General features: G+C 72.9%; 9 protein-coding genes. 4 read left to right on the forward strand and 5 right to left on the reverse strand.

Going from position 1 to position 13802, the window contains the following annotated elements:
- Window positions 1-99: 99 nt before the first annotated feature.
- A complete protein-coding gene (gene absR1 / locus GFH49_RS30520; RefSeq protein WP_155059292.1) occupies window positions 100-1185 on the reverse strand; it encodes a beta-glucuronidase AbsR1 in 1086 nt (361 codons plus the stop codon).
- Window positions 1186-1282: 97 nt separating this feature from the next.
- Here absR1 and GFH49_RS30525 point away from each other — a divergent pair, with 97 nt between their 5' ends.
- Window positions 1283-3112: a LuxR family transcriptional regulator AbsR2 gene (locus tag GFH49_RS30525; protein ID WP_155059293.1), complete on the forward strand. Its 1830-nt coding sequence runs from the start codon at window positions 1283-1285 to the stop codon at window positions 3110-3112.
- A 107-nt stretch (window positions 3113-3219) separates the two neighbouring features.
- On the opposite strand, the gene GFH49_RS30530 is transcribed toward GFH49_RS30525, so the two are convergent.
- Window positions 3220-5823: a CHAT domain-containing protein gene (locus GFH49_RS30530; RefSeq protein WP_155059294.1), complete on the reverse strand. Its 2604-nt coding sequence runs from the start codon at window positions 5821-5823 to the stop codon at window positions 3220-3222.
- Between the two features lie 111 nt (window positions 5824-5934).
- On the opposite strand from GFH49_RS30530, the gene GFH49_RS30535 reads away from it, so the two are divergent.
- From GFH49_RS30535 to GFH49_RS30545, 3 genes are read left to right on the forward strand one after another with little or no spacing between them, the layout of a single operon-like run.
- Window positions 5935-7365: a S8/S53 family peptidase gene (locus tag GFH49_RS30535; protein WP_155059295.1), complete on the forward strand. Its 1431-nt coding sequence runs from the start codon at window positions 5935-5937 to the stop codon at window positions 7363-7365.
- Window positions 7366-7424: 59 nt separating this feature from the next.
- Entirely contained in the window at window positions 7425-7994 is a 570-nt protein-coding gene (locus GFH49_RS30540) for an RNA polymerase sigma factor (RefSeq protein WP_155059296.1), read from the forward strand.
- 20 nt (window positions 7995-8014) lie between these two features.
- Window positions 8015-8491, forward strand: coding sequence for a hypothetical protein (locus GFH49_RS30545; protein WP_155059329.1), 477 nt, complete (start codon window positions 8015-8017; stop codon window positions 8489-8491).
- Between the two features lie 436 nt (window positions 8492-8927).
- Here the strand turns inward: GFH49_RS30545 and GFH49_RS30550 are convergent, their stop codons facing one another.
- The 3 genes from GFH49_RS30550 to GFH49_RS30560 form a co-directional block, all read right to left on the reverse strand.
- The gene (locus tag GFH49_RS30550; protein ID WP_155059297.1) at window positions 8928-10151 is read right to left on the reverse strand and encodes a cytochrome P450; all 1224 of its coding nucleotides are present in this window, start codon (window positions 10149-10151) and stop codon (window positions 8928-8930) included.
- Between the two features lie 250 nt (window positions 10152-10401).
- Window positions 10402-11193: an N-formylglutamate amidohydrolase gene (locus GFH49_RS30555; RefSeq protein WP_155059298.1), complete on the reverse strand. Its 792-nt coding sequence runs from the start codon at window positions 11191-11193 to the stop codon at window positions 10402-10404.
- Window positions 11194-11505: 312 nt separating this feature from the next.
- A complete protein-coding gene (locus GFH49_RS30560) occupies window positions 11506-13725 on the reverse strand; it encodes an NADP-dependent isocitrate dehydrogenase (protein ID WP_155059299.1) in 2220 nt (739 codons plus the stop codon).
- Window positions 13726-13802 lie beyond the last annotated feature (77 nt).

Consider the following 13802-nt stretch of genomic DNA (forward strand, 5'->3'; position numbering starts at 1 on the left):
GGTGGCGGGACGTCACCCTCCCCCGAAGGTGGCGTCCCGCCACCGCTCCCCCGGTGCCGGACAGTGGTCCGACCGTCCGTGCGGGGCGGTCATGTGCCGTCACCAGCACATGACCGCCGTATCCCCCGATCCCCACGTCGAGTGGAGGCGCACACGGACGAAGTAGCGGCGGCCCTTGACGAGCCTGACCTTGACGGCTGCGTTGTGCGGTGTGCCGCCGTCGTCCCGGCCGGAGAGGTAGCGGGGCTCCCTGTCCCGTTCCTCGAAGACCACGACGACGGTGTCGCTGTCGCCGAAGGTGCCCACGCTGTACTCGCGGGTCTCCGGCGGCTCGACGGTGAAGTCGGCCTGCTCGCCGGGGGCGAGGCGGAGCGGCGCCGAGCGGAAAGGCCGCAGCGCGGGTGGCCGCGACACCTCCGCCGGCGGGTACCAGCGCAGCACGAACTCCTTGTCGGCGGGGGAGAGGGTGCCGGGCGGATTCAGTCCCGCGCGGTACTGCTCCGGCTCCAGGATCAGCCCGTCCGAGAAGGGATACTCCATGATCGACTGCGGATCCCAGACGGAGCCGTTGACCTCGTCCGGGTCCAGTTTGCGCAGGATGTTGAAGAACGTCTTGTCGCGGCTCCAGAAGTTCGGCGGGCCCGCCAGATCGGCGTACACGGCCTCGTCGTCCCAGTGGATGCCGGCGAACGGGTTCTGGTGCTCGTGCAGCATGCCGAGCGCGTGCCCGATCTCGTGCAGGGCCGTCCCGCGCTCCCCGGGCGCGGTCAGGTCCCAGCCGAAGTTCATGGTCCGCTCACCACGGCCGACCCGCAGCGCGTCCTTGCCGACGGTCGACCAGGAGCCGTCACCGAGCTGGAACCCGATGCGCAGCTCGGCCTCCGAGCGCTCGCCCACCTCCACGAAGCGCAGACCGATGCCCAGGTCCCGCCACTCCTGGAAGCACTCCCGCACGACGTCCCGCTGCTCCTTGGGACCGACCCACGACACCCGGCGGGTCTGACCGGTTCCCGGTACGGCGATGACGGATCCGTCGCCGTCCCCGTCGAAGAAGTAGTAGTGCAGCACCGTGCCGTTGACCCACATCCGGCGACCGCTGATGAGCGCACTGAGCCGCTCGGCGGTCAGCCCCGGCGCGAAAGCAGGGGCCGACGCCTGCGCGAGGGAGCAGTAGCGTGCGGTCATGCGATCAGGTTGCCGCCGACCGGTCCCGGGCGCCTGAGTCGGGGGCTACTCAAGTCCCCGTGTATCAGATGTGAGTAACCGTGCTCTTGCTGACGTGATGACTTACGAACGGGACGCGAAGACCCTGGAGCTGCCCTGGCCCTTCACCGGCCGGGAGAACGAACTGGAACTGATCCGCCGCTCCTTGGGCGCCGGCCGGTCCGGCATCGTCGTGACGGGGCCCGCGGGCTGCGGCAAGACCCGGCTGGTCACGGAGGCGGTCCGCGGCACCGACTGCGCCAAGGCGGCCGGCACGCCCCAGGCCCGGCACATCCCCTTCGCCGCGTTCGCGCACCTGCTGCCCGGGACGGTCACGCTGCACAGGGCGGTCCAACTCCTGGCCACCGTACGGACCTTGCTGGTGGACGACGCTCATCTGCTCGACGACGCCTCGGCCGCCCTGGTCCACCAGCTGGCGGTGCAGGGCCGCACCCGGCTGCTGGTCGTGGCCACGGACGCCGTGCCGGTGCCCGGCGCGGTGTCCCGGCTGTGGACCGGTGAGCTGCTGCCGCGTTTCACCCTGGAGCCGCTGCCGCGCGAGCAGACCGACCGGCTGGCCGCCGCGGGCGCCGGCGGCCGACTGGAGCCGCTCACCGTGAACCGGCTGCACCGACTGTGCCGCGGCGACCTGCGGCTGCTGCGCGACCTGTCGGGCGCGCTGCGCGAACAGGGGCTGCTCACCGGGATCCCGGGCTCGGACGAACGGGCCTGGCGCGGCCCGGTACCGCTGACCCCGGCCGTGCGCGAACGCACCGCTCACGTCATCCACCGCGTCGACCCGGACGAGCGCGAGACCCTCGAACGCCTCGCTTTCGCCGACCCCCTGCCGCCGACCGCCGACGACCTCGACCTGCGCGTCCTCGAACGCCTGGAGACCGACGGCCTGATCGACATCGACGACCAGGGTGCCGTACGACTCGCCCACCCCCTGCACGGCCCGGTGCTGCGGGCCGCGGCCGGCCGGTTGCGGGCACGGAGACTGGCCGGTACCCCGGACCAGTGCGGCCCTGCCCTCAAGGACGAGGCGGCCGAGCTGGCACAGCAGATCGACGAGGCCGACGTACGAGCGCTGCGGGCGCCCGTGGGGGAGTGGTTCGTGGCGGAAGGGGAGCCGGTCCCCGCCGAGTACGCGGCCGTACGCGCGCGTGCCGTGCGGCTGCGCGGCGCACTGCGAGAGGCCGCGGCCTGGGCGCGCGAGGGCCTCCGGGAATCGCCCGACGACCCCTGCTGCCTCCTCGAACTCGCCCTCGCCGCCGCACAGTCGGGCGAGGTGACGACCACGCACGACGCCCCCACCGGACGTCCGGCGTCGGGTGAGGCGGCGACCTGGCTGGCGGCGGCACGCGGCGACATCGGCTCCGCCGTCCGGTCGATCACCGGCGACGATGTGCCGGCCCTTTACGACGCCGTACGCCTCGGCGCTCCCGCGAAGGCCGCCGTTCTGCTGCCCAGGGGCAGCGTGTTCGCCGCCCACGCGGACGCGCTCGCCCGCGGCGACGGAGCGGCCCTGGACCGTGCCGCCGAACGCCTCCAGGAGCGCGGCCTCCTGCTCTTCGCGGCCGAGGCGCACGCCCAGGCCGTACGGGCCCACCGCGACCCGCGCGCCGCCCGCACCTCCCGCACCCGCGCCGTCGCCCTGGCCCGCCGCTGCCAGGGCGCCCGCACTCCGGCCCTGTCCGGCCTCGTCCTCGGCGAGCTCACCGCCCGCCAACGCCAGATCGTCACCCTCGCCGCCGCAGGCCTCACCAACCGCCAGATCGCCGACCACCTCACCCTCTCCATCCGCACCGTCGGCAACCACCTCTACAGCGCCTACACCAGACTCGGCGCAAGCGACCGAGCGTCTTTGCCGTGGCTGGTGGAACCCCCGAACACACAACCGGCGTGAGCCAAGGCGCCCGGCAGGGGCGCGGGGCTGTATCGACATGCGGCTCCGCCGCGTGGGCGCGACCAGCCCCCACCGACCCGTACCCGAAGAGCAGCCAACCAGCGGAGCTAAGCCGCTCCGAACGCCGAGAACGCCCACCCCGTAGCCTGATGCACCGCGTCTCCCGGCAGCGCCCCCCGAGCGTCCCGCAGCGCCTCAGCCAGGGACAGACCGACGCTCAACCCCTTGTGCAGCGCGAGCATCAAAGGCACCACCGCCGCGTCGTTGACGGGCGCGCTGCTCGCCACGACGCCCGCCGTGCCCAGCGGCAGCAGCGCCGTGACGAGACCGAGGAGTTCGTCGGCGCCGACGGAGGCGAACCGGGCGGTGTCGCAGCTGGAGAGGATGATCCGGTACGGGCTGCGGTCCAGCCGCTCGAAGTCGTGCACGATGAGCGGCCCGTCGGCCATCCGCAGCGAGGAGAACAGCGGACTGTCCGCGCGGAACGTGCCGTGCGCGGCGATATGGGCCAGCGCCGCGCCGTCCAGTTCCTCCAGTACCCGCGGCACGCGCGCGTGGTCGTGCTCCAGAACCGTCGACTTGCCGTACCGGTCGGCCAGTTCCGGCACCTCCGCACCGCCGGTGGCGAGCCCCGGCCCGCGCACCAGGACATGACGGCCGGCCGGCGGCGGCCCGGTCTCCCGCGCCCGCAGCCAGCTGCTCGCCGACGGCGACACGCTCAGCACCCGCTCCCGCAGCGACGGCAGCAGCGCCCACGGCACCCGGTGCAGCCGGCCCGGCGGCACCACCACGACCGGACCGCACCCGAGCTGCGCCGCGGCCGGGCCGAGCAGCAGTTCCTCCAGCCGCCGCCCCGCCGCCTCCACCACCGGCAGCCGGCTCTCCGCCCCCGGGTGCGCCAGCCGCCGCAGCCCGGCCTGTACGTGCTCGGCCTCGACGACCGCGTCCGCGAGCAGCCCGGCCTCGTACCGCCTGACCCGCCCCTGCCCGCACAGCAGCACCTGGACGCGCCCGTCGAGCACCGCGAGTTCGACCAGCCGCACCTCGCCGAGCCGCTGAAGCAACCGGGCCGGGTCGAAGGAGGACCCGTCGCCGGGCGCGTCGCCGCGGATGTGCAGGGTGCGGGAGCGGATCTCCCGTTCCAGCCGCCGCTGTTCACGCTCCAGGGCCGGGACGGGCCGGGCCTCCATCCGGGCGGCCTCCGCGCGCGCGGCGATCTCCCGGTAGGCGGTGAGGCCGCGTTGCAGCGCCGGATCGGCGGGCGGCCGGGTGGGCGGCGCCGACAGCACGGTGGCCCGCCAGCGCTCGCTCCACACCAGCAGCTGCCGCGGCCCGCCGGAGCGCAGACTCGCCTGCTGGGCGAGCGCGGCCAGCTCGGCGCCCTGCTCCGTGGCGCGGGCCCGCAACTCCGAGGCGCCCAGCGTCATCCGGTGATCGTCGAGTACGTCGAGACCGCGCCGGCACGCCTGAAGCACCCGTCGGCCGGAACCGGCGGCCTGCGCGCGGAGCGCCTGCGCCGCCCAGCCCGTCAGCCGCGCCAGCGGCGGCCCGCTGTGCCGGCTGCGGGCGGCCACGGTCAAGTGCCGTTCCGCGTCGGTCCGCCAGCCCAGCGCGAGGGCGATCCGGCCCGCGAGCAGCGACGCCTCGGGCGCCGCCGGGGCGCCGAACGCGGCCAGCCGGTCCGCCACCGCCGCGGCGTCCGCGACGAGCCGGCCCGAGCACCGCCCGGCGGCCACCCGCGCGTCGATCAGCACCAGCCGGGCGTGCGTCTCCCACCAGGTGCGCCGCTGCGCCGCGAACAGCCGTACGGCCAGATCGGCGCGGGCGATCGCGGTCTGCGGATCGCCCGCGAGCCGTGCCGCGCGGGCGGCGGCCAGCAGCAGCTCCGCCTTCCGCGTGGACTGGCCGCCGATGCCGTCGAGCACCCCTGTCGCCGTGTCGGCCTCGGCGAGCGCCTCGGGGGCGAGACCGGCCGCCATCAGGACCTCGCAGCGCCGGATGTTGAGCATGAAGGTCGGTGTACCGAGCTTGGCGTACCGCTCCTCGGCCTGGTCCAGGAGCCGCAGCGCGGCCGGCACGTCTCCCGACCGGAACGCGGCCAGCCCCCGGCTCTCCACCGCGTCCGCCTTGTCGTGCTCCTGGCCGGTGGTGTCCCACAGCGCCTCGGCGGCGGTGAAGTCGGCCTCGGCCCGCTCCACCGCGCCCAGCGCCAGATGCACCGTCGCCCGCAGTGTCAGCGCCCGCGCCGTCCAGATGACGTCGTCGGCCTGCCGCAGCACGGGGATGGCCCGGCGTACGTCCTCCAGTGCCTCCCGGTGATGGCCCAGCACCCACCAGACGTAGGCCCGGCGGTACAGGACCCGCGCCCGGGTGAGTCCGGTGCCGCGCGCGACACCACGCTCGAACGCCTCCAGGCCCTGCCGGGTGCTGCCCGCGTGGACCAGCGCCACGCCGAGGGTGCCCAGGACGTCCGCCTCCCGGTCGGCCGAACCGGCACGGGCCGCCAGGTCACGGGCACGCCGCAGATGCCGTAGGGCGATCCGCAGGTCGCCGAAGTCCCGCTGCCACATGCCGATCACATGGTGGGCGACACTGGCGTGCAGCGGTGAGGGATCGTCGGCGAGCACCTGTTCCGCCCGCGCCAGAGCCTCTTTCGGTGAGGCGAACACCATCGGCAGCAGTTCGAGAACCGAGTCGCTTCCCGCCGTCACTCCAAGGATGGTAGTGGCCGCGGATACCCGCCACACCGGTTTGGCGCTGTATCAACCTACGGCTCACTGACTCTGACTGACGACCGATGCCTCAGTGGGAGGGGACACGCGATGGCACCTCAGCGATTCCATGAGCAGTTCGACCAGATCCAGCGCTCCATGCCCGACGTGCCGCTGGCGATGGGGCCGGACGACTCCGCCGAGTTCTTCTACGAGAAGGGCGTCGTCCTCGCCCGCGACGGTGCGGAGGCCCGGGTCGTCGAGGAGGCCGTGCGCACCCACTTCACCGAGTCCACCGGCCTCACTTCGGACCAGGTACGCCGGGCGGGCCCGGAGACCAACCGGTCGGGCATCACCCGCATCCGGGTCGGCGACCCCGGCCAGGGGGACCGCGGCGGGGACCGTGCCGTCGCGGGCGCCCTGCGTGCGGTGCGGGAGGCGGAGGGGCGTGCCGGACACCGGCTGGTCAGCCGCAACCACGTGGTGTCCATCGCCGTCAACGCCTGCCCCGGCGACGAGCCCGTGCCCGCCCGGCACACCCAGCCGCCCAACCCGGCCGCCGCCGAGGCGGACCACGACGCGGACACCGCCGTGCGAGTCCTCGTGATCGACACCGGACTCATGCGCGACTACCGGTCCTATCCGCTGCTCGCCCACACCCAGGGCGACGGCCAGATCAAGGAGACCGACGACGACGGGGTGCTCCAGCAGTACGTCGGCCACGGCACGTTCATCGCCGGACTCGTCGCCGCCGTCGCCCCCAACACGGACGTCACCGTCCGCAACACCCTCAACGACGCGGGCGCCGTCCTTGAGTCCGAGTTCGGCGAGAAGCTCTTCGAGGCCGTCGACCGGGACGGCTGGCCCGACGTCATCAGCCTGTCCGCCGGCACCTCCAACGGCCGTACCGACGGCCTCCTCGGCCTGGACGCCTTCATGCGGGAACTGCGCACCCAGCGCACCCTGCTCGTCGCCGCGGCCGGCAACAACGCCAGCGCCACGCCCTTCTGGCCCGCCGCCTACGCCGACCTGCCCGAGTACCGGGACGTCGTGCTGTCGGTCGGAGCGCTGCGCAGCGACGGCGAGTTCGGCGCCTGCTTCAGCAACCACGGCCCCTGGGTGAAGGTCTACGCTCCCGGCGAGCGCCTCACCAGCTCCCTCACCGGCTTCGACACACCCGTCCCGTACGTCTACCAGCACTCCACGTACGACGCCTGCCGGTACGGCTTCACCTACGCCTGTACCTGCGAACACCCCCGTCACGCGGGGATGTTGAGCGACGGCACCGGCAAGGCCGAACCCAACCGGGTGATGTTCGAGGGGTTGGCGCACTGGAGCGGCACCTCGTTCGCCACCCCTGTCGTCGCCGGCCTGGTCGCCTCCCACATGACGGCGCACAAGGAGACCGACCCGCGCGCGGCCCGGCGGCAACTGCTCGCGGCGAACACCGGATTCGCGGAGGTGCGCGGAGCGCATGTACCGGCGCTGCGGCCGCCGACCTGGCGTGCGGTGCCGGTCGTGCAGCGCTCCGTCGGCGCATGAGGACCGGAACCGCCCCTTCCGCGGCGTACGATGACTTGCCGTACACGAGGGGTGGGGCCGTGGACCGTGCAGATGTCGGCGTGCTCGTCCAGTCAGCCGTCGACGGCGACGCGGCGGCCTGGAAGGCGCTGGTGGAAGGGCTGAGCCCACTGGTCTGGTCCGTCGTGCGCGCGCATCGGCTCTCCGACGCCGACGCGCACGAGGTGTACCAGACCGTGTGGTTCCGGTTCGCCCAGCACCTCGGACGCATCCGGGAGCCCCAGAAGGCAGGGGCGTGGCTGGCCAGCACCGCACGGCACGAGTCCCTGAAGGTGCTCAGGAGCTTGAGGCGGCTGACTCCCACGGACGATGCCCAGCTCCTGGACCGGGCCAGCGAGGACCGTACGCCCGAGCAGTCGGTCATCGACTCGGAGGACGCCGCGGCGCAGACCGAGCGCGTCCGGCGGCTGTGGCAGGAGTTCGAGGAACTGGGTGAGCGCTGCCGCCAGTTGCTGCGGGTGCTGATGGCCACGCCGCCGCCCAGCTACCAGGAGGTGGCCGCCGCACTGGGTATCGCCGTGGGCAGCATCGGGCCGCTGCGCCAGCGTTGTCTGCGACGCCTGAGGGCCCGACTTGAGGGAGCGTTGTGAACGAGACCGACGACGAGCGCTTGGGCGGCGAAGAAGGGCCGGCCGAGGACCTGGCCGAGGACCTGGCCGAAGGCCTGCTGGACGAACTCCGCCAGGCCGCCGCCATCCTCGACCCGGTCCCGGCGGAGCTGCGGCGCAGCGCCGTCGAGGCCTACGCGCTGCGCGACCTCGACGCCCGGCTGGCCGAGCTGACGTTCGACTCGCTGGTCGACGCGATCCCGGTCAGGGGGGTCACGGACGCGCCGCGGATGCTGACCTTCCGCTCGGGGGACGTGACCGTCGACGTCGAGGTGACCGGGCAGGGTCTGCTGGGTCAGGTGCTGCCGCCGCAGTCGGCGAGCATCGAGGTGCTCAGCGGCCGGCCGGCGGCCTCCCCCACCACGCTCACCGCCGACGACCTGGGCCGCTTCACCAGCGACGCACCCCCGGCCGGGCCGTTCGCCCTCCGGCTGCGGACCGGCGGGCAGCTCGTGGTCACGGAGTGGCTGCGGGCCTGACGGGAGCGTTCCGGGAGCCGCGGCGGGGCGACGCAGCACGGCCACCGGCCCGACCGGGACGAACACGGACGCCGCCGAACGTCGTTGCGCTGCGCGTTTGCGAGGCGTGGTCGTCATTGCGCCCTGGCCATCGGGCGTGGGCGTGGCCGTCGTTCTGCGGCGTGGTCATTGGGCGTGGGCGTGGCCGTCGTTCTGCGGCGTGGTCATTGGGCGTGGGCGTGGCCGTCGTTCCGCCGCGCGTTTTACCGGTGTGGGCGCGGTCGTTGTTTTGCCGTGTTCTCACGGGGCGTGGGCGTCGTCGCGTCGGGCGCTCATCGGGCGTGGGCGGGCGTCGCTCTGCCGCGCTCTCCAGGCGCAGGCAAGGTCGGGACAGGCCTGCCACCGCACGGCACCCGTCGGGAGGCTCGCAGCCCCCGGGGCTCGCAGGTCGCGTGGCTCACCACGCGCACGGCAGGGTCTGCGGCCCGCGGATCATCGTCTTGCGGCGCCAGACGACCTGGTCGGCGGGGACGGCGAGCCGCAGCCCCGGCAGCCGGTCCAGCAGGGTGGAGATGAGCAGTTCGGTCTGCAGGCGGGCGAGGACGGCGCCGGTGCAGTAGTGCGAGCCGTTGCCGAAGGCCACGTGCGGGTTGGGGGCACGGTCGAGGTCGATCCGGTCCGGCTCCGGGAAGACCTCCGGGTCACGGTTGGCGGCCAGATAGGAGACGTAGACGGCGTCGCCCGCGGCGATGCGCTGCCCGCGCAGCCCGACGTCCTCCAGTGCGATGCGGGCCAGGCCGACCGAGCTGCGGTGCGGGATGTAGCGCAGCAGCTCGTCCAGGGCGGCATCCCGTACCTCGGGCCTGTTGCGCACCCCCTCCATCAGCTCGGGCCGGGTGAGCAGCAGGTACAGCATCTGGCCGCAGTTGTGGGTGACGGCCTCGCCGCCGATCTGCAGCGGACCGGCGAGGCCCACCGCCTCCGTCTCGCTGATCTCGCCGCGCCCGACGGCGGCGCCCAGCAGCGAGTACACGCCGTCGCCCCCGCGGCCACCCCCGCGGATCGTCTCCGTGATCCAGCTGTACATGCCGTTCTTCGCCTGCTCGGCGGCCTCGGCGCCGCCGGACGTGGAGATGATCTGCCGCGTCCAGGCGTGCACCTGCTCCCGGTCCGCCGCGGGTACGCCCATCACCTCGCTGACCAGGTTGATCGGGAAGGGCTCCAGCACCCGCTCGATGAGGTCCGCGGGCGGCCCGTCCTGGACGACTCCGTCCACCAGGCCGTCGAGGATCTCCTGCGCCCGGGGCCGCAGCCGCTTCATCGCGCCCACGGTGAACGCACCGGCTACGGCCTTGCGCAGCCGGTTGTGGTCGGGCTGGTCGGCGAAGGCCAGCGACCCCGGCCGCGGCTTGAAGTGCGGCGCCATTCGGGTCACCTGACGCTTCGTGACCTCCGCGCGGCCGAACCGCGGATCGTTGGTGATCATCTTCACGTCGTCGTAGCGGGTGGCCAGCCACGCCCACCCCTCGCCGTGCGGCAGCCGGATCCGGGTCAGCGGGCCCTCGCGCATGAGGTCCGCGAGGAACGGGTCGAAATCCGTTCCCTCCAGGTCGAGCGCGGGCCAGTCCCGTACCGGCGGCGGAGCCTGGTCGGTCAGCGTGGTGGTCATCTCCTCGGTCATGCCCCCACCCTCACCGCCACCGCGCCGCCTGTCGCGCGGGAGTGCTCCAGCCGGAGGCCAAGTGGCGCGCGCGGGTCGCCGGACGGGCGCCCGAACTCGCGTCACGCGGGGCGCGCTCGTCTTCCGTGCGTTCGTCTCCGTGCCGTGTCGGATCAGCGCGGTCGGATCAGCGCGGTCGGATCAGCGCGGTCGGGTCAGTGCGGTCGGATCAGCGCGGTCGGGTCAGTGCGGTCGGATCAGCGCGGTCGGGTCAGTGCGGCACGGCGTCGACCAGCCGCGCCAGCGCCGAGGCGAGCCGGGACAGCCCGGTACCGGCGGGCCCGCCCGGCTCCGTCATGTACGTGTCCCGGCGGATCTCCACCATCAGGGCGCTCACCCGCGGCTCGGTCCGGTAGAACTCCAGCGGCACATACGTACCGCTGAACGGGCTGTCGAGCCCCGTCTCCCCGAAGGCCTCCCGCGCGGCGGCCACCAGCTCGGGCGGCGTGTGGAAGGCGTCGGTGCCCAGGCAGACCGGCGGCCGTGGGCCCGCACCGTGCAGCTCATACGGCAGCGCGGTGCTCGGATAGGAGTGCACGTCGACGATCACGGCCCGGCCGGTCACGGCCAGCCGCTGAGCCACCGCGTCCGTCATGGCCTTCGCATACGGCCGGAAGTACCGGTCGAGCAGCGGCTCGGGGTCCGTGTCCGCGGGCCGCAGCACATCCCGGTGCGCCGTCCGCGTGTACACCGCGCCCATCCCCACGGCGAGCATCTCCTCCCGCCCGTCCGGAAACCGCTCCGGGTCGACGACCAGCCGGGAGAGCCGGTTGACGAACCGCCAGGGAGTGACCGCGGCCAACTCGGCAGCCACGTCGGCGAGTTCCCGCGTATGCGCATCGGTGATGTGGTCCAGCTCCCGCTCCAGCGCCTCGTCGTCCAGCACGATGCCGCAGCGCACATCGGACGGCATGTCCCGCGCTCCGTGCGGTACATGGAGGATCACGCAGGAGCCGGCGGCGCCGGGGAGTAGTTCGAAAGGGGGCGGCGAGGGGTGGGGCATCGGGCGGCTCCCGGGCAAGGCCGTCAGGCTGCGGGCGGCGGTGAAGCTGTGGGCAGTGGTGCCACGAGGCCGTCGCCCACCCGGCAGGCCGCGGGCAGATTCAGCTCAGCTGCGGGCAGGCCCGGCCAAGCTGCGGGCATGCGTGCCGCCCGAGGCGGCACGGGTGGGCGCAGGCGGCACCCCGTCGGCGCCGGGCTGCGCAACCCGCCCCCGAGCACCCCCGCACCGCCCGGCGATGAGACATGGCCCCGCCCCGGCCGGGCGACCCCGGCCGGGGCGGAACACACAAGCGGACCCGAACGCCCCTTGGCGTCAGCTCAGCGACGCGAGCGCCTCGTTCCATGTGGCGGACGGGCGCATGACCGCGGCGGCCTTGGCCGGGTCGGGCTGGTAGTAGCCGCCGATCTCGGCGGGGGAGCCCTGGACGGCGTTCAGCTCGTCGACGATCTGCTGCTCGTTCGTGGTGAGCGTCTCGGCGAGCGGCGCGAAGGCCTTCGCCAGGTCGGCGTCGTCGGTCTGCTGGGCCAGCTCCTGCGCCCAGTACAGGGACAGGTAGAAGTGGCTGCCGCGGTTGTCGATGCCGCCGACACGACGGGTCGGGGACTTGTCCTCGTTGAGGAAGGTCGCCGTGGCGCGGTCCAGGGTGTCGGCGAGGACCTTCGCGCGCGGGTTGCCGGTGGTCGTCGCGTACTGCTCCAGGGCCGGAACCAGCGCGAAGAACTCGCCGAGCGAGTCCCAGCGCAGGTAGTTCTCCTTGACCAGCTGCTGGACGTGCTTGGGCGCCGAACCGCCGGCGCCCGTCTCGAACAGGCCGCCGCCCGCCATCAGCGGGACGACCGACAGCATCTTGGCGCTGGTGCCCAGCTCCAGGATCGGGAACAGGTCGGTGAGGTAGTCACGCAGCACGTTGCCGGTCACCGAGATGGTGTTCTCGCCCCGGCGGATGCGCTCCACCGACAGCTTGGTGGCCTCGACCGGAGCCAGGACGCGGATGTCCAGGCCCTCGGTGTCGTGCTCCGGCAGGTACGCGTTGACCTTGGCGATCAGCTGCGCGTCGTGGGCGCGGGTTTCGTCGAGCCAGAACACCGCCGGGTCGCCGGTGGCGCGGGCGCGGGTGACGGCCAGCTTCACCCAGTCCTTGATCGGCGCGTCCTTGGTCTGGCAGGCGCGGAAGATGTCACCGGCGGAGACGGTCTGCTCCAGGACGGCGTTGCCGTTCTGGTCGACCAGCCGGACCGTACCCGTGGTCTGGATCTCGAAGGTCTTGTCGTGGCTGCCGTACTCCTCGGCCTTCTGCGCCATCAGACCGACGTTCGGGACCGTGCCCATGGTCGACGGGTCGTAGGCGCCGTTGGCGCGGCAGTCGTCGAGCACGGCCTGGTAGACACCGGCGTACGACGAGTCCGGCAGCACCGCGAGCGTGTCGGCCTCCTGGCCGTCCGGGCCCCACATGTGACCGGAGGTGCGGATCATGGCCGGCATGGAGGCGTCCACGATCACGTCGGACGGCACGTGCAGGTTGGTGATGCCCTTGTCGGAGTCGACCATCGCCAGCGCCGGGCCCTCGACCAGCTCGGCGTCGAAGGAGGCCTTGATCTCGGCGGCCTCGGGGAGCGACTCGATGCCCTTGAGGATGCCGCCCAGACCGTCGTTCGGGGTCAGGCCGGCCGCGGCGAACGTCTCGCCGTACTGCGCGAAGGTCTTCGGGAAGAAGGCGCGTACCACATGGCCGAAGACGATCGGGTCGGAGACCTTCATCATCGTGGCCTTGAGGTGCACGGAGAACAGCACGCCCTCGGCCTTGGCCTTGGCGACCTGTGCCGTCAGGAACTCGCGCAGCGCGGCGACGCGCATCACGGAGGCGTCGACGACCTCGCCCTCCAGGACGGGCACCGACTCGCGCAGGACGGTGGTGGAGCCGTCGTCGCCCTTGAGCTCGATCCGGAGCGAGCCCGCCTCGGAGATCACGGCGGACTTCTCGGTGGAGCAGAAGTCGTCCACGCCCATCGTGGCCACGTTGGTCTTGGACTCGGAACTCCAGGCGCCCATGCGGTGCGGGTGGTTCTTGGCGTAGTTCTTCACCGAGGCGGGGGCACGGCGGTCGGAGTTGCCCTCACGCAGGACCGGGTTCACCGCGGAGCCCTTGACCTTGTCGTAGCGGGCCTGGATCTCCCGCTCCTCGTCGGTCTTCGGGTCGTCCGGGTAGGCCGGCAGCGCGTAGCCCTGGGCCTGCAGCTCGGCGACCGCGGCCTTGAGCTGCGGGATGGACGCCGAGATGTTCGGCAGTTTGATGATGTTGGCCTCGGGCGTCTTGGCCAGCTCGCCCAGCTCGTGCAGGGCGTCCGGGATGCGCTGGTCCTCGGTGAGGTACTCCGGGAACACCGCCATGATGCGGCCGGCCAGCGAGATGTCCCGGGTCTCCACGGCGACACCCGCCTGCGAGGCGTACGCCTGGACCACCGGCAGGAAGGAATACGTTGCCAGGGCAGGGGCCTCGTCAGTGTGCGTATAGATGATGGTCGAGTCAGTCACCGGGTGCTCCGCTCCACGTCTGCAACATTGCTCGACATCAAGATATCTCGTGATCGACCCGGGCTCGACAGGGGTCC

This window comes from Streptomyces blattellae (assembly GCF_009709555.1).
Taxonomy (GTDB): Bacteria; Actinomycetota; Actinomycetes; order Streptomycetales; family Streptomycetaceae; genus Streptomyces; species Streptomyces blattellae.